Origin of the sequence: Actinokineospora sp. HUAS TT18, from assembly GCF_051364635.1 — a bacterium.
GTDB lineage: Bacteria > Actinomycetota > Actinomycetes > Mycobacteriales > Pseudonocardiaceae > Actinokineospora.
Window position 1 is genome coordinate 7,239,786 of sequence record NZ_CP195645.1, and the last position, 14,932, is coordinate 7,254,717.

Genomic DNA, 14,932 nt, shown 5'->3' on the forward strand with positions numbered 1-14,932 from the left:
CTACTTCAGCTTGTACGCCCGCACGATCGTCTGCTCAACCGTGCCGCCCCGCCCGTCGGCCGCCTTCGCCCGCAGCGACACGGATTTCGCGCCCACCGGGTGGAACAGCAGCGCGACCGACCCCACGACCGCGGCCTTGCGCCAGGTCGCGCCCTCGTCATACGACACGTCCACCGACAGGCCGCGCGGCACGACCGTCGACCCGTCGTTGACCTGCAACGTCACCGGCAGCGCGAACGCGCGGCCCGCGGTAGCGCTGTTGGTGGCGTCGAGACCTGCGTGGAAGCGGATTGCCGAGAGCGGCACCGTGGTGTCTCCCCGCGCCGACTCGAACGTCCACGCCGCCGAGACCTTGGTGCTCACGTCGTAGCGGGCGGGCCTGGTGACGTCGGTGGTCAGCCGATAGGGGCCACGTTCGGCCGGGACCGCGAACTCGCCGTAGCCCGCGCCGTTGGTTTCGCCGATCTTGACGCCGTCGCGGTAGAGGGACGTGTTCGCGGTCTCGGTGGCGATGGAGCCGTCGTTGCCGCCGCCATCGCCGAACAGGCCGACGCGGATTCCCAGGGTGTTCTCGAACCGGACAGCGGACTCACCTCTCGCCAGGGCTGGTCCATAGATCCCGACGTTCATCCGCTCGCGGTAGGTGCGCCCAGCCCGCAGTTCCCACCACGGCGACGCGTAGCTGCCGTCGATCAGGTTCGGGTCCGCGTTGTCCATGAGCAGGATGCCGGACCAGATCACGCCGTCGGTGGTGAAGTGCTCGGTCACCGTGCCGGGCAGCGCGACCTGCCGGACGGCCGCCCATCCGCCGCCGCCCGCGCCCGTCTTCGGCCGCGGGAACGCCATCCGCGAGGCGGTGTCGTGGTCACCCGCGGCTCGACCGATATCGGTGCGAACCGTGGCGAGCTGTCGGGCTTCAACATGTCGCACCCAGCCGGTCGGGACCTCGCCTCGGTGGTACCAGGCGAGGCCGTAGAAGTCCTCCGGACCCTCCCAGTTGGTGTTGACGCCCCAGACCAGGTCGGCGGGCGCGGTGCCGAGCTGTCCTGTGTAGAGCGCCGACGGGTCGCCGGTGATCGCGCCCACGGAGGCCGGACCGGTGGACGTGTTGATGACGTAGTCCTCGGACGCCAGGCGCGGCGCCGCCTTGGCGGGCGGGGTGATGTCCAGCGGTTTGGTGACCCGCGAGTCGATCACGACCTCGGTGTCCTTGGTGAGCTTGAATCCGAGGTAGGGAAGGTGGTGGCCTCCGGTGTCGGTGAAGAAGAATGAGTCGATCACATACTCGCCCTTGGGCATTCGCTTGCTGAACACGCCGTCGGTGGGGCCGCCGAACTCGAAGCGGGGGTTGTCGACGCCGATGAACAGGCTCGCCGCGACGTCGGTCGGGTTCCCGTCCGGACCCAGGTAGGTGACCTTGAGCTGGTAGCTCTCGACCTCGCGGTCGACCGCCACCGGCGTGCGGACAGCGGTGTCAGCCGCCCTGGCCGTGACCGCGCCGGAGTAGATGCCGTCAACGGAGCCGAGGCGGGTGTCGGCGGTGACCTTGACGGTGGCGGTGCCGCCCGCGGACACCTCGACCCGGTTCTGCGACAGGGTGAACATGCCCACGGGCGCGGGCTTGCCCTGCGGGTCGGTGGCGTCGAGCGTCAGGTCGAACGTGACCGGCTGGTCGCCGCTGTTGCGGTACGTCAGGTCCTTGGTGACGGGCTCGTCGTCGTTGTGCGGCCACTGTTGACGGCCGAGGCTGACCGACGTCGGCTCGGTGACGACGGTCTGGGCGAGCGCCTTCGGCACGTCGACTCGGCCCGCGCCTTGCTCGAAAGCGTTTGCGCCCGCGGTCGGCTTGGCCGAGGCGGACAGCGCGGCCTTCAGTTGCGCTCCTGTCCACTGTGGAAACTTCTGGGCCAGCAGCGCCGCGGCACCCGCGACGTGCGGGCTGGCCATGGATGTTCCGGACAGCGCGACGTAGCCGGGTTCGACCGGGGTGCCGATGAAGCCTTCGGCCGCCTTGGCCGCGACGATCTCCGAGCCGGGCGCGGTGACGTCGGGCTTGATCGCGTTGTCGCCGACGCGGGGGCCGCGGCTGGAGAAGGGGGAGACCGAGTCGTCCCGCTCGACCGAGCCGACGGTCAGCGCGGCGTCGGCACTGCCGGGGGAGCCGACCGAGCCCGCTGACGGCCCGGAGTTGCCCGCGGCGATGACGAACAGCGTGCCGTGTTCGGCCGACAACCGGTTGACCGTCGCCTCCAGCGGGTCGATGTCGGGGGTGTCCGGCCCGCCGAGGCTCAGGTTGACGATGTCGGCGCCCTGCTCGACCGCCCACTCCATCCCGGCGATGATCCACGAGTCGAGCCCGAAACCGTTGTCGTCGAGCACTTTGCCGTCGAGGAGCCGCGAACCGTCGGCGACGCCCCGGTACTTCGCGCCGCCACCCGCGATGGTGGCGGCGACGTGGGTGCCGTGGCCGACCCGGTCGACGGCGTCCGCGGCCTCGGTGAAGTTGCGCTCGCCGACCTCGCGACCCGCCAGGTCGGGATGGGTCTGGTCGACGCCGGTGTCGAGCACGGCGACCTTGACACCCACGCCGGTCAGCCCGGCCTGCCAGGCCTGGGGCGCGCCGATCTGGGCGGTGCTGCGGTCGAGACTGGCCTTGCGTTTGCCGTCGAGCCAGACCTTTCCGCCGCGGGCCAACGCCTGCCAGGTGGTGGCGAGCGTGGTCTTGTCGGCGCGGACGGCACGGGCCTTGGCGGCCGGGAGTTCCCGCACGGCCTTCGCCCCCGCGGGCGGCTGCCCGGCGATGATCAGCGGGAGATCCCCGCGCCGGTCGTCATAGCCCGCGTCGAGCAGCCCGGTGACGTCGAAGAGGCGCCGGTCGAGCGTGCCGTTGGTGACCAGGGTCAACGCGTCGCCGGGGATGACGGTCAGGTGGCCGTTGGTCTTGTAGGTGCGGAACGGGATTCGTTCGCGGCCTTTGCCGGGAACGAGGGACGGCGGCCCGTTGTCCGGCACGATCACGCGGTCGCCGGTGATGAGCGTGACCGATCGGGCGGTTGGTTTCGCCGGTTCGGCCTGGGCCACTGGAGCGGTGCCCGCAAGCGTCAGCCCTACGGCGGTGAGAAGAGAAATTGTCCGTTTCATGTCGCGTCAGCCCCCACTAATCCGCAAGAAGACAGGACAGGGAGGCGACTTCCCCAGAATTCAACCCCCCGTTCCATCGAAGCTAATGATCGGTGGGGTGGTGCGCAAGGAAGATGATCTTGCAGCCGTACGTTCACCCGAATGAGCCTGGATCGTGCGCGCGCACTAGGCCGTTCGGGGATAGCGTGGCAGCCCCGAGTTTGGAGGTTCGAGTCATGGTCACCCGTAACAGCCCTTGGCCCGCGGGCACCCCGTGCTGGGTCGACCTGGGCACCGACGTCCCGAAGGCGGCCACCTTCTACAGCGGCTTGTTCGGTTGGGACATCCAGGTCGGCGGCGAGGAAGTCGGCGGGTACGGGCAGGCGTTCATCGACGGCAAGGTCGTCGCCGGACTCGGACCGCTCCAAGACCCGAGCCAGCCGACGGCGTGGACCACGTACCTGGCGTCGACGGATGTGGTGGCTGACGCGGCGAAGGTGACCGCGGCGGGTGGGCAGATCGTCGTGGAACCCATGGATGTCATGGATTTCGGCAAGATGTTCATCGCCGTTGATCCGACGGGGGCGCAGTTCGCGGTGTGGGAATCGGGGACCCACTCGGGTGTTCAGGTCGCGAACGAGCCTGGGGCGCTTGCGTGGAATGAGCACATGAGTGGGGATCTGGCCGCGGCGCAGGCGTTCTATGGGGCGGTGTTCGGGTATTCGTTCGATGAGGTTGGGGGACCGCTGTCGTATGTCACGTTCTCGCTGAGTGAGGGCGGTCAGCCGGTTGGCGGGATGGGGGATGTCGGTGGTGCTGGAGGGTGGGGGACTTATTTCAATGTGGCTGACGCGGATGCTTCGGTTGCGAAGGTGGAGGAATTGGGTGGGAAGGTGATTGACGCACCGGAGTCGACCCCGTTCGGCCGGATGGCGACTGTGGCGGATGATCAGGGGGCGGTGTTCAAGCTGATCACTTCGGCGCCGGTGGAGTAGGGGCCATCCCCGCCTCTGCTTGCTCTGCCCGGCCCGCCCTGCCCGGCTGCATGCCCGCCCGGCATGTGTCACCTGCTTGTCGTGGCTGCCGCTCGTCCGACTCGTGAAGCGTGCCTGCCTGCCGGCGCCCGCGTGCCGTTTGCTCGCGCTCGCCTGCCGATCGCCGCGCCGTTGAGCGGCATATCTGGCTCGCCGAGGGTGCCGTGCCGCTGCCCGCACTGTCGTCTGCCAGCGGCCCCGGCCCCGTGGGGTGTCGCCGGGTGGTGCCGATGCGCGTCGGCGCCACCCGGCGGTCCGACCATCCGGCGTTAGCCGGTTGCCCCGGTCGGGGTCTGGTGGGTCAGCGGCGGTGCCACCAGCGGCGTTTGGGGGCGGTCAAGGCTCCCTGGGTGGTGGCCCACTGCTGGAATTGTGCGGCATCCTCGCGGTAGCGGGTGCCCGCCAAGCGGGGGTGAGTGGTCGCGTATTCGTCGAATAGGGGGCGGTAGCGGTCGCCCAAGTCGCCCACTGTCTCCGGGATCAACTGGGCGATCACACGCCTGCGTTTGGCCAGCAAAGCTTCCGCCTCGACGCGGACGGCGGTTTCGTCGAAACCCTCAGGTGTCGGGCCGCAGGCCATGAGGGCTCGCAGGAGGTCGGCCTGGGCCGCGGCCAGGCGGTCCCGAGAGGTCATGTCAGGACCGCGCGGATCGCGTCGAGTTCGGCTTTCAGGGCGGCGTCGCTCGGGTAGAAGTCGTCGCGCTCCAGGAGGACTCCGGGTGGGCGCACCCGTGCGACCAGCTCCCGCAGGACGTCCAACACGCCAGGTGGCACCGGATGGGCGTGCGTGTCGTGATAGACGCCGTCCTTCTCGATTCCGCCCGCGACGTGGACGTAGGCCACCTGCTCCAGCGGCAGGCCGTCGAGCAGGGTCGCCGGGTCCTGGCCCAGATTGAGCCCGTTGGCCCACATGTTGGCCACGTCGATCAGCAGAAGGCACCCGGTCCGCGAGACGAGCTCGGTGAGGAACTGCGCCTCGGTGAACTCCGCGTCCGGCCACTCCAGCAGGGCCGCGATGTTCTCCAGCGCCAGTGGGACGCCCAACGCCGACTGAGCCGTCTTGACGTTCGCCGTCAACACATCCAGCGCGTCCCGTGTGCGGGGGACCGGCATCAGGTGGCCCGAGTCCAGCCCGCCCGCGCGCACGAAACACACATGGTCGCTGGCCAGTGGGGCGTCGAGCGCGTCCGCCACCGCGGCCAGGTGGTCGACCCGGGCGCCGTCGAGCGGGTCGGCGCCGCCGAGGGACAGGGAGACGGCGTGGGGGAGGACTGGGATTCCGCGGTCCCGCAGGACCCGCAGCGACTCCGGAAGGTGGTCGTGGTGGATGTTCTCCGCGACCACCTCGACGAAGTCGACCCCCGGCATCCGCTCGACGGTCAGATCGATCTCCGACCGCCAGCCGATGCCTATCCCGAGCTCACCCACGCCCCTCACTGTCTCATCCCCCGCAACCACCGCCACCACAGCCGCCGCCACCCCCGCCGCTGCTACAACCGCTCCCCGAACCCCCGCTCGAAGAACCCCCGTCGTAGCTGCCCGAGTTGCGGCTGGACGCCAGCGCGGTGTTGATTTCCTCATCCGGGTGGGCGCCCAATCCGCTGAGCGCGACCACCCCGACCACCCCGGCCGCCCCTGCGAGAACGGCCTCCTCACTGGGCACCCTCCGTCCGCGCGGCGTCGCCTCGCGCAGGACCCGCTCCCCCGAGTAGGTCCGCATGGGCACCGTCTTGCGGTACACCAGGACAGTCGCCAGACCTGTCGCCAGCAGCGCCAGCGACAGCCAGCCGACGGGCCGTCCGTCGGATATCCCGTTGATCCACCTCGCCGCACCGATCACGAAGAGGACGACGAGCGGGAGGGCACCCCATCGTGCCCGCGCCGCCGCCTCGCCGACAAGCAACCCCTTGCGTGCCAGGGAATCCCCGACGCCGCGGACGGCGTCATCCTGGCTGACCTTGTCGACGAGCAGACCAATCGTGCGGTCCCCGTACCGCGTGACATCCGACAGAACGGCCCGGTCGAGCGGATCGGTCGGCGTGGACCCCTCGACCACGCGAACCGTTCCCTTCCGGCTGGGCCGGATCCTGCCCTGGTCGATCAACCTGGCGACGGCCGTCTCCACGACGCGCCGTGCGCCGCCCGCCAGGTATGCCAACTCGGAAACCGTGAGCTGGCTCGGTCGGATCGTCCCGCCTGTCGGCCGCGTCTCGGCGTTCCCCGTACGGACGATGATCCGTACCGCCAACGCGAACAACAGGGCGAAGAAGAGACCGACCAGGTAGATCCTCAGAAACTCCGGCCCCGAGAGGCCCCACGGCTCGTTCATTGCCACCCCCTACGTCAGTCACCCTGACAAGGCAGATGGTTCTGTGAATGTGAGCCCGCGCACAAGCAGGCTTGACCTAGATTTAGGCAAGCCGTGTGGGAGATTTAGGCTTCTTGAGCTGGACTTGATCCTGCCTTCAGCTGCGCGCACAGCCGCCCCCGCCGCAGCCGCACACCCGCCGTCGCCCTCCCCGCCCGCGTACCCGCCGAGTGTGGCGTCGGTGTTCTCTCCTGCCAGCAGGGCCGCGCTCACGTCGCTGTCCGGGTACCCGGGCAGCCCGTAGACGGCCACCGTCCGCGCGACGGCCGCCGCCCCGAGCCGCTTGGCGGTGCTGGGCTCCTTGTGCGCCTGCCCGAAGACGCGTTCGCCGCGATACGTCCGCGGCCGGGGATCGCCGCGCCCGCCGACCTTGACTCCGCTGATCCCGCGCGCACCGTGATCCGCGCCGCCGCCGCGGCCAATGCGGCCACGACAAGCCCGATCGCGTACATCCCCAGGAACTCGGGTCCCGACAGACCCCATGTCACGTTCATCGCCCCACCCCCCGTGTCGGTCGCCCTGATACCGGCGATGATCCGGCCGGTGTGACCTGGCACACGGGGGTTTGAGCGGGAATTAGGTCAGATTCAGGGTGCTGCCGGACCTTCGTCCGGGACCAGCCTCAGCGAGATCGAGTTGATGCAGTAGCGCTGGTCGGTGGGCGTCGGGTAGCCCTCGCCCTCGAAGACGTGGCCGAGGTGGCTGTGGCAGCTCGCGCAGATGACCTCGGTGCGCACCATGCCGAACTCGCGGTCCTCGCGCAGGATGACGCTCTCGCCCGCCAGTGGCGAGAAGAACGACGGCCAGCCGCAGTGCGACTCGAACTTGGTGTCGCTGCGGAACAGCTCCGCGCCGCATGCCCGGCACTGGTAGACCCCGACGGTCTTGGTGTCGGTGTACTCGCCGGTGAACGCGGGTTCGGTCCCGGCCTGCCGCAGTACGGCGAACTCGCGCGGGTCGAGTTGCGCGCGCCATTCCTGCTCGGACTTGACCACCCGCGGGGTGGCACCGACGACGGGTTTCACGACGGAATCGCTCCTGACTGGGTTTCGGGGCTCAGGCGAACAATGTGGTGAAGATGAACACCAGCGTGTCCCACACGGCGATCACGACACCGAGCAGGATCAGTGCCACGAGGATGCCCGCGGTGAGCCTGCGGTGCCCGCCGAGCCGGTTGGCCGCGTCGGCGAAGTCGCCGACGCCGCCGATGTAGCCCTCGACGGTGAAGCCCGGCCGCACCCGCTCGACCCGGTCGAGGTGTTCGGCGAACGCTCTGGCCTCGGGATCGTTCGGGTCGAGGCCCGCCAGGTCGTCGGCGAAACGCCCCGGTGGGGGCGGCGGGCGCGGGTCATCATCGGGCATGCCGAAGGAACCGGTCGCGACCATGCCTCCACGGTAGCCTGATCGGCTCTACCTGTCGCCCAGCCCGCGTTCGTCGAGGTCGGTGGAGTCGGCCTTGAGGTGGACGAACGAGGTGAAACCCCACTCCTCCAGCCGCCCGAGCTGCGCGCCGAACTTCCCGCGCCTGCGGATCGGCGACACGGTGCGACCCTCGCCACGCAGCGTGCGCGCCGCGCCGGTGACCGCGGGCAGCGGCACGTCGGCCTCATAGAGCACCGCGACGCGCTCGCCGGGGGCCTTGCCGCCGAGCAGGTCGACGATGCGCTCGAAGCCGATGGAGAAGCCGCACGCGGGCACGTCGCGGCCCAGGGACCGGCCGATGAGCTTGTCGTAGCGTCCGCCGCCCGCGACCGAGCCGGACGAGTCCGGGTGCACGATCTCGAAGATCTGGCCGGTGTAGTAGCCCATGCCGCGCACCAGCGTCGGGTCGAACTCCCAGCTGATGGGCCGGGTCTCGCCGAGCGCGCGCAGTGCGTCGGCGGTGGCGGAGAGGTCGGCGATGACCTCGTCGGCCAAGCCGGGCACGGACGCGGCGAGTTGGTCGCCGAGCTTGGCGGAGTCGATGCCCTGGAGGCTGGTGATGCTCGCCTGGAGCTGGTCGACGCGGTCGCCGTCGAGCCCCCGGCCCGCCAGTTCGGCGCGCACGCCGTCCCAGCCGACCTTGTCCAGCTTGTCGAGGGTGATGAACAGGCCGGTCCACTCCTCCTCGGGCAGCCCGGCGCCCGCGGCGAGGGCGGACAGGAAGCGGCGGTCGGAGACCCGGACCGTCGTGCCGTCGAGCCCGACCGCGGCCAGCGCCTCGGTGGTGGCCTCGATCAGCTCGACCTCGGCGAGCACGCTCTCTTCGCCCAGCATGTCGATGTCGCACTGGTAGAACTGCCGGTAGCGGCCCTTCTGCGGGCGCTCGGCGCGCCAGACCGGCCCGAACTGGAACGAGCGGAACGGCTGGGGGAGCGTGGCCTGGTTGTTGCCGTAGAAGCGGGTCAGCGGCACGGTCAGGTCGTAGCGCAGACCCAGGTCGACCAGCTCACCCAGCGTGGTCTCGGCGCTCACGGTCTCGTCGAGGCCGCGGCGCAGCACGCGGTAGATCAGCTTCTCGTTCTCGCCGCCCTGGCCGCCGGTGAGCCGCTCGATGTTCTCCAGCGCGGGCGTCTCGATGCGCTGGTAGCCGAACCGGTGGTAGACCTCGGTGATCTGGGCCAGGACGTGGTCGCGCACGGCGACGGTCGCGGGCAGCAGGTCACGGGTGCCCCTCGCGGGGCTGTTGTCGATCTTCACCGGTTTCCTCAGGTCGAGCGGTCGCTGACCAGCAGTACGGTACCGGGACCGGTCGAAGTCGCGCGCTCGCGTTGTCCTTCGCCGTAGGCTGTGGTCGTGGCGACAGAGGCCGTGGAGATCAAGGTCGGCGAGCGGGCCGTTCGTGTGTCCAATCCGGACAAGGTGTACTTCGCCGAACTGGGGCTGACGAAGCGCCAGATCGTCGAGTACTTCCTGTCGGTCGGCGACGGAATCCTGGGCGCGTTGCGCGACCGCCCGACGACCCTGGAACGCTGGCCGGGCGGCGTCTTCGAGGGCGCCAAACTGTCCACCCGGGCCGACAACCGGGGCGACGCGTTCTATCAGAAACGCATCCCCAAGGGCGCCCCCGACTACGTCGAGACGGCAAGGATCACCTTCCCCAGCGGCAGGCCCGCCGACGAGGTGTGCCCGACGGAGCTGGCGGTGGTCGCGTGGGCGGCCAATCTGGGGACTCTGACATTCCACCCGTGGCCGGTGCGTCGAGCGGACGTCGACCGCCCGGACCAGCTGCGCATCGACCTCGACCCGCAGCCGGGCACCGACTTCACCGACGCGGCCGAGGTCGCCTTCGAGGTGCGCGCGCTGCTGGAGTCGCTGGGGCTGGCGGCGTTCCCGAAGACGTCCGGTGGCCGCGGGCTGCACCTCTACGTGCCGATCGAGCCGCGCTGGACGTTCGTCGAGGCCCGGCGCGCCCTCATCGCCCTGGGACGCGAGATGGAACGGCGGATGCCGGACCAGGTCACGGTCAAGTGGTGGAAGGAAGAACGCGGCCGCCGCATCTTCATCGACTACAACCAGATGGCCCGCGACCGCACGATCGCATCGGCGTACTCGATCCGGCCGACCCAGCGGGCCCTGGTCTCGGCGCCGCTGAGCTGGGACGAGGTCGGCCACGTCCACCCGGAGGACTTCTCGGTCCTGACGATGCCGGAACGATTCGCCCGAGTCGGCGACCTGCACGCCGGGGTGGCGACCGAGGCCTATTCGCTGGAACCGCTGCTCGAAATGGTCGAACGCGACCAACGCGATCACGACCTGGGCGACATGCCCTACCCGCCGGAGTACCCGAAAATGGAGGGCGAACCCAAGCGCGTCCAACCCTCCAAGGCCCGCGACGACGCCTGATGCTTGCGGAGGCCAAGGTCATCGCGGCCGCGGAGGCGTTGACAGGGCTGGAACCGAAGGCGTGGATCGACTTCGACCAGGCCGTGCGCCCACGGTGGCGGGCAGGCCCCGACGAGCGCGTGCCTGCCGCACTTGAAGCCCTGTTCGCCGGTTGCGATCGGGACGGGTTTGTTCGCGAGGCGGCGGTCGGCCGGATCGCCGGGACGCCACTTCTCGCCCTGCGGGCGGCGGACTGGGTCCCGCAGGTCCGGGCCCGGGCGCGGGTGGAGTGCCTGCGGGTGATCGACGAATCCCCGGTCCGCGCTTTCGTCGTGTTGGCGCCGGTCGCGTACGCGATTCGGGACCGCGACGGCGGGAGCTGGCTCGTCGGGGTGCTGGATTCGCTGATCCGCGCCGGCTCGGTGACCGCGCTGACCAGCCCGGATCGGAACGTCCGCCGGGTGGCGCACCGGCTCGCGGTGGAGGCGGGCCTGCTCACCCTGCCCCAACTGCTCGCGACCGCCCGGACCGCGGGCGACACCGTTGTCCGCCGCGTCTGCGCGGAGGCCGCGATCCGCCTCGGCGGCGCACGGGAGTTGGTGACGAGCGGACCCGCAGGTGCCCGAGCCGACGCGCTGCTGCTGCTGGCCGACGTGCGCCTCGCCGAAGCCGCGTTGACCGACAAAAGCCCTGTTGTGCGGGCGACCGCGCAGGTGGTCCTGCGCCGCGGAGGGCAGGATCCGGCACCGCTCTATCGCAGGCTTGCCCCGAGTCCGACTGTCGTCGCGGGCATCGGCGAAACTGGCGCTCAGCAGGACATCCAGCCCCTGCGTACGCTGCTGCGTGATCCCGCCCCGCGCGTGCGGGCACAAGCGGTCCGCGCATTGCGACGCCTCGGCGACACGGCGCCTGCCGTCCTTGTGCCGCTGTTGGAGGACCCGGCGCCGTCGGTGGTCCGGCAGGTCTGCGCCGCGTTGCGCGGGCAGCCGGTCGACTCCGATCACCTGCTTGCCCTCATCGCCCTGGATCGGCCGCCGCACGTGCGCGCGGGTGGCTATCGGCTGCTGTTGGCCGGGGACGTCTGGGCGTGGCTGGAAGCGGCCGTCGTGCTGCTGGACGATGACCAGTTGCGGGCCCGCGCGCGGCACGACATCGACATCTGGGTGGCTCAACGGGCCGCCACGACGTACTCGGTGCCGGATGCGGTCCGCGCCCAGCGGATCGTCGAGGCTCTCGAGCGTGCGGACTATCACCGCGCGGAGGTGCTGCGGTTCCACATCGGGCGGTGAAAGTCGGTGGGGCCGGTTACGGTCGGCGGCATGGTGACGATTGTGCCCAGGACCGGCGCTGAGAAGGAATGTCTGCAGGTCGCGCTCGACCGGCATCGTGATGTTGTGGTGTGGAAGCTCGAAGGGCTCGACGACGAGCAGGTGCGGCGGATCATGACGCCGTCGGGAACGTGTCTGCTCGGGCTTGTCAAGCATCTCGCGAGCGTGGAATACGGATGGTTCTGCGAGACGTTCGGCAAGCCGGTTGAACCGTTCTGGTTCGATCCCGCGACCGAAGAGGACAGCCGGATCGCGCCGGGGGAGACGACGGCCGACATCCTGGCGTTCTATGGGCGGGCGCGGAAAGCGGCCGACCAGGTGATCGCGGAGAGCGACCTCGACACCCTCGGAACGTCGTGGGCGGGCGATACCGTGTCGATGCGGTGGGTGCTCATCCACATGGTGGAGGAAACCGCAAGGCACGCGGGTCACATCGACATCTTGCGGGAACTGATCGACGGGGCCACCGGAGACCATCGCCGGTGACGATTTCGCGGATTACACTGATAGGGGACCGAAAGGAGACCGCCATGCCGGGTTCATACCTTGTGCGCTACGTCGGCGGTCCCCTCGACGGTCGGGTCGACACGCTCGACGCGTCGCCGGAGAACCCGAAGTCGACGGTCACCCACGTGCATCTGCACGGGGGGCCCAAGATCGTGCACCACTACGACCTGCACTACGCCGTCGAATACGGCTGCGAGTACCGGTTGCGCGAACACTGAAAGTCCTATGTGGACTCGTCGCCGATGATGAGCACGCACAGCGAGCAGCGGGGCACGTCGGGGTCGTGGGTGGCCAGGTCCGGTGGGGCGGCGTGGGTGCAGGACGCGCGGTAGTGCTGGTGGGCCAGGCGGGCGCCCGGGGCGACCGGGAACGCGTGCAGCTCACCGTCATAACAGCTGCGCCACCAGAGGTACCGCACAGTCATCTCGGCAACCTAGATCCGTCGCGGCCAAGCGGCATCCGCTGACGTCCGTTCGGGTGTCGCCTGGGTGGGTTGTCAGACCCTGCGGGCACACTACGCCCCGGGTTCAATCAAGGGGAGGTCGTGAATGGCGAGGGTGGTGGCGCTGTCCGCCGAGGACGTCGCGCGGATCGGTGCGGACCTGGGCGCGGGCAAGGCGGTGACGGTGTGGTTCACCGCGGCCGCCGTCGGGGTCACGGCGGGGCAGTCGGCCAAGGTCATCGGGTTCACCGAGCCCGCGGAGGGCGACTTCATCCAGGTCAAGCCGACCGGCTCCCGCGACGAGCTCTCGTTCTCGCCCGCGGAGTTGACGCTGGTCAAGCCCGCGCCGAAGCCGAAGCCCGCGGCCAAGCCGGTGCCGAAACCGGAACCAGAACCCGAGCCCGAGGTCGAGGTCGTCATGGGCCTGGAGCCCGGTCCCGAGGCGCCGAAGCCTCGGCGGAGGGAACCGGTCCGCAAGCCCACCGAGGTGACGGTGACCCTGCACTCGACCATGGAAGGCGAGTGGACCGTCGACGTCCTGGTCGGCAAGAAGCGCACGGTGCGGTGGCTGCCGGTGTCGGCGGGCGACGTGGCGAAGGCGTCGCGCTCGCTGCCCGCGGAGGTCGGCGAGGCGATCGGGACGGCGCTGGAAGCGGCCAAGACGCGCCAGACAGCCAGGGTCGAGCAGCTCAAGGCTGAGTTGGAGGCCGCGCAGCGCGCGTTGCGTGAGCTGGGTTAGGGCGGGCAGACGGTGCCGTCGCGGGGCACCGTGCCTTCGGTGAAGAACGCGTTGGCGGCTGCGGTCGCGCACGCCGAAGTCCCGAGGGCGCCGTGGCCCGCGCCCTGCCACGACACCAGCACGGCCGACGTGAGCTGCTGGGCCGCCCGTTCCGTGCCCGAATGCGGCGTAACGGCGTCGGTCGCGGTCGACAGCACGACCATCGGCGGCGCGGCGGGCGCCTGCGGCTGGGTCACCGGGTGTGATGCGACCGGCCACGGGCTGCATACCGCCAGCCACTGCGCGATCAGGCCGCCGAACACCGGGTAGCGGGTGTTCCAGTCCTTCGCCGTGGCCGCCAGCTGCGCGGTCGACAGCCTGCCGCGGGTGTCGTTGCACCTGGTCACGAGTGTGCCGTCGTACGTGGCGGGCAGCGCGTCGGACTCCTGGATCACCGGGTCGGCGAACGCGGAAAGGCCGTCGGGGTTGCCGCTGCGTGCATCGGCGATCGCCTTGGACAACGCGGGCCAGGACTGGCGGTCGTGCAGGGCCGCGAACACACCGCGCAGGACGACGCCGGGGGCGAGCGGGAACTCGTTGGAGGCAAGCACTTCGGTCAGCGCCTGCCGGGCGCCCGAGCCCAGCTCGCACGCGCGGCGGGCGCAGTCCTCGGCGAACGCGCTGAACGCCGCGTCCGCGCCCTCGGCGACGCCGACCATCGCCACGACCGGGTCCTCGTTCGGGTCGGGCAGGCCGTCGAGGACGAACCGGCCGACCTTGTCCGGGTAGCGCTCGGCGAACACCGACAGCACCCGGGAGCCCTCGCCGTGGCCGATCGCGTGGAGATGGGCCATGCCGAGCGCGACCCGCGCGGACTCCAGGTCGGCGGCCGTGCGCCAGGTGTCGAGCGCGGGCAGCCGCGACTCCAGCGTGAGCGTGCACTGCTGGCCCGCGGTCCTGGCCAGGTCGACCACCGGCTCGATGTCGCCCGACCGCGGGTCGAGGTCGACGAGCTTCGCCCGGACCTCTTCCGGCACGCACCGCACCGCGTCGGAGTTGCCGGTGCCGCGGCGGTCGATGCCGACGAGCGAGTAGTGGGTGAGGAACTCCGGCGGCAGGCTCATCGCGAGCCGCACGGCGTACAGCGTGCCGGGCAGGCCGTCGATGTCGTTGACCACCAGGAGCGGGACCGGCCCGGTGCCGACCCGGAGCACCTGCATGCGCATCGTGCCGCGGCCCGGCGCGTACGGGGAGTCGAGGACGCCGCTGACCCGGCCGCAGTCGATCCGCAGTTCCGCGGGCGGGGTCAGCTTGGCGAGCCGGTCGGTGATCTCGTCGCCGCACGGCGCCCAGCGCATGAGCGAGTTCTTGGGCTCGCTGAGCGGGGGGAGCGGGCGGGGTCCGGTGGCGGGGGTGGTCTGCCCCGGCTGTTCGCCGTCGTTGACCACGATCGCGGGCCGGGCCGACGGGCCCGCCGCGCAGGAGGCGAGCAGGGCCAGCGGCAGCAGCCACCACAGCCGTCTCACGCCTTCGTTCCTCCCCTGCCGCCCACTGTCCGCCAGAGTGCCGGCCACCAGGTGAGACCGCCGTGAACGGCAGACGTAGGATGAA

The 14,932-nt window shown here is 70.4% G+C and carries 16 protein-coding genes; 7 read left to right on the forward strand and 9 right to left on the reverse strand.

Going from position 1 to position 14,932, the window contains the following annotated elements; genetic code table 11:
• Nucleotides 1–3,141, reverse strand: coding sequence for a S8 family peptidase (locus ACSHT8_RS33825; RefSeq protein WP_436496011.1), 3,141 nt, complete (start codon nt 3,139–3,141; stop codon nt 1–3).
• Nucleotides 3,142–3,254: 113 nt separating this feature from the next.
• Between ACSHT8_RS33825 and ACSHT8_RS33830 the strand changes: the two genes are divergently transcribed.
• Nucleotides 3,255–4,115 (forward strand): VOC family protein, encoded by an 861-nt coding sequence (locus ACSHT8_RS33830; RefSeq protein WP_436496013.1) that lies wholly within the window; start codon nt 3,255–3,257, stop codon nt 4,113–4,115.
• 340 nt (nt 4,116–4,455) lie between these two features.
• On the opposite strand, the gene ACSHT8_RS33835 is transcribed toward ACSHT8_RS33830, so the two are convergent.
• Genes ACSHT8_RS33835 through ACSHT8_RS33845 form a run of 3 tightly spaced genes read right to left on the reverse strand, consistent with a single transcriptional unit; the run spans nt 4,456 to nt 6,483 of the window.
• The gene (locus ACSHT8_RS33835) at nt 4,456–4,788 is read right to left on the reverse strand and encodes a hypothetical protein (protein ID WP_436496015.1); all 333 of its coding nucleotides are present in this window, start codon (nt 4,786–4,788) and stop codon (nt 4,456–4,458) included.
• Entirely contained in the window at nt 4,785–5,582 is a 798-nt protein-coding gene (locus ACSHT8_RS33840) for a DUF692 domain-containing protein (protein ID WP_436496017.1), read from the reverse strand. The genes ACSHT8_RS33835 and ACSHT8_RS33840 overlap by 4 nt, the downstream gene beginning before the upstream one ends.
• Nucleotides 5,583–5,595: 13 nt before the next feature.
• Nucleotides 5,596–6,483: a TIGR04222 domain-containing membrane protein gene (locus ACSHT8_RS33845; protein ID WP_436496019.1), complete on the reverse strand. Its 888-nt coding sequence runs from the start codon at nt 6,481–6,483 to the stop codon at nt 5,596–5,598.
• Nucleotides 6,484–6,825: 342 nt separating this feature from the next.
• On the opposite strand from ACSHT8_RS33845, the gene ACSHT8_RS33850 reads away from it, so the two are divergent.
• Complete coding sequence (locus tag ACSHT8_RS33850) at nt 6,826–7,071, forward strand: hypothetical protein (RefSeq protein ID WP_436496020.1); 246 nt, start codon at nt 6,826–6,828, stop codon at nt 7,069–7,071.
• 38 nt (nt 7,072–7,109) lie between these two features.
• Here the strand turns inward: ACSHT8_RS33850 and msrB are convergent, their stop codons facing one another.
• The 3 genes from msrB to hisS are packed head-to-tail and all read right to left on the reverse strand — an operon-like array spanning nt 7,110 to nt 9,201.
• On the reverse strand, nt 7,110–7,547 hold the full coding sequence (gene msrB, locus ACSHT8_RS33855; protein ID WP_436496022.1) for a peptide-methionine (R)-S-oxide reductase MsrB: 438 nt from the start codon (nt 7,545–7,547) through the stop codon (nt 7,110–7,112).
• Between the two features lie 31 nt (nt 7,548–7,578).
• Nucleotides 7,579–7,908, reverse strand: coding sequence for a hypothetical protein (locus ACSHT8_RS33860; protein WP_436496024.1), 330 nt, complete (start codon nt 7,906–7,908; stop codon nt 7,579–7,581).
• 24 nt (nt 7,909–7,932) lie between these two features.
• Complete coding sequence (hisS, locus tag ACSHT8_RS33865; protein ID WP_436496025.1) at nt 7,933–9,201, reverse strand: histidine--tRNA ligase; 1,269 nt, start codon at nt 9,199–9,201, stop codon at nt 7,933–7,935.
• A gap of 96 nt (nt 9,202–9,297) precedes the next feature.
• Here hisS and ligD point away from each other — a divergent pair, with 96 nt between their 5' ends.
• Genes ligD through ACSHT8_RS33885 form a run of 4 tightly spaced genes read left to right on the forward strand, consistent with a single transcriptional unit; the run spans nt 9,298 to nt 12,379 of the window.
• Entirely contained in the window at nt 9,298–10,347 is a 1,050-nt protein-coding gene (ligD, locus tag ACSHT8_RS33870; protein WP_436496027.1) for a non-homologous end-joining DNA ligase, read from the forward strand.
• Complete coding sequence (locus ACSHT8_RS33875; protein WP_436496028.1) at nt 10,347–11,615, forward strand: HEAT repeat domain-containing protein; 1,269 nt, start codon at nt 10,347–10,349, stop codon at nt 11,613–11,615. The genes ligD and ACSHT8_RS33875 overlap by 1 nt, the downstream gene beginning before the upstream one ends.
• 30 nt (nt 11,616–11,645) lie before the next feature.
• Nucleotides 11,646–12,140, forward strand: a complete 495-nt coding sequence (locus tag ACSHT8_RS33880) for a DinB family protein (RefSeq protein WP_436496030.1) — start codon at nt 11,646–11,648, stop codon at nt 12,138–12,140.
• A gap of 44 nt (nt 12,141–12,184) precedes the next feature.
• Nucleotides 12,185–12,379 carry a hypothetical protein gene (locus ACSHT8_RS33885; RefSeq protein ID WP_436496032.1) on the forward strand — a complete coding sequence of 65 codons (195 nt, stop codon included), beginning with the start codon at nt 12,185–12,187 and terminating at the stop codon, nt 12,377–12,379.
• A gap of 5 nt (nt 12,380–12,384) precedes the next feature.
• Here ACSHT8_RS33885 and ACSHT8_RS33890 read toward each other — a convergent pair whose 3' ends face one another.
• Nucleotides 12,385–12,585: a hypothetical protein gene (locus tag ACSHT8_RS33890; RefSeq protein WP_436496034.1), complete on the reverse strand. Its 201-nt coding sequence runs from the start codon at nt 12,583–12,585 to the stop codon at nt 12,385–12,387.
• 124 nt (nt 12,586–12,709) lie between these two features.
• Between ACSHT8_RS33890 and ACSHT8_RS33895 the strand changes: the two genes are divergently transcribed.
• Entirely contained in the window at nt 12,710–13,342 is a 633-nt protein-coding gene (locus ACSHT8_RS33895) for a DUF6319 family protein (RefSeq protein WP_436496036.1), read from the forward strand.
• Here ACSHT8_RS33895 and ACSHT8_RS33900 read toward each other — a convergent pair.
• Nucleotides 13,339–14,847, reverse strand: a complete 1,509-nt coding sequence (locus ACSHT8_RS33900) for an alpha/beta fold hydrolase (RefSeq protein ID WP_436496038.1) — start codon at nt 14,845–14,847, stop codon at nt 13,339–13,341. The two genes, ACSHT8_RS33895 and ACSHT8_RS33900, sit on opposite strands and share 4 nt — an antisense overlap.
• Between the last annotated feature and the right edge of the window lie 85 nt (nt 14,848–14,932).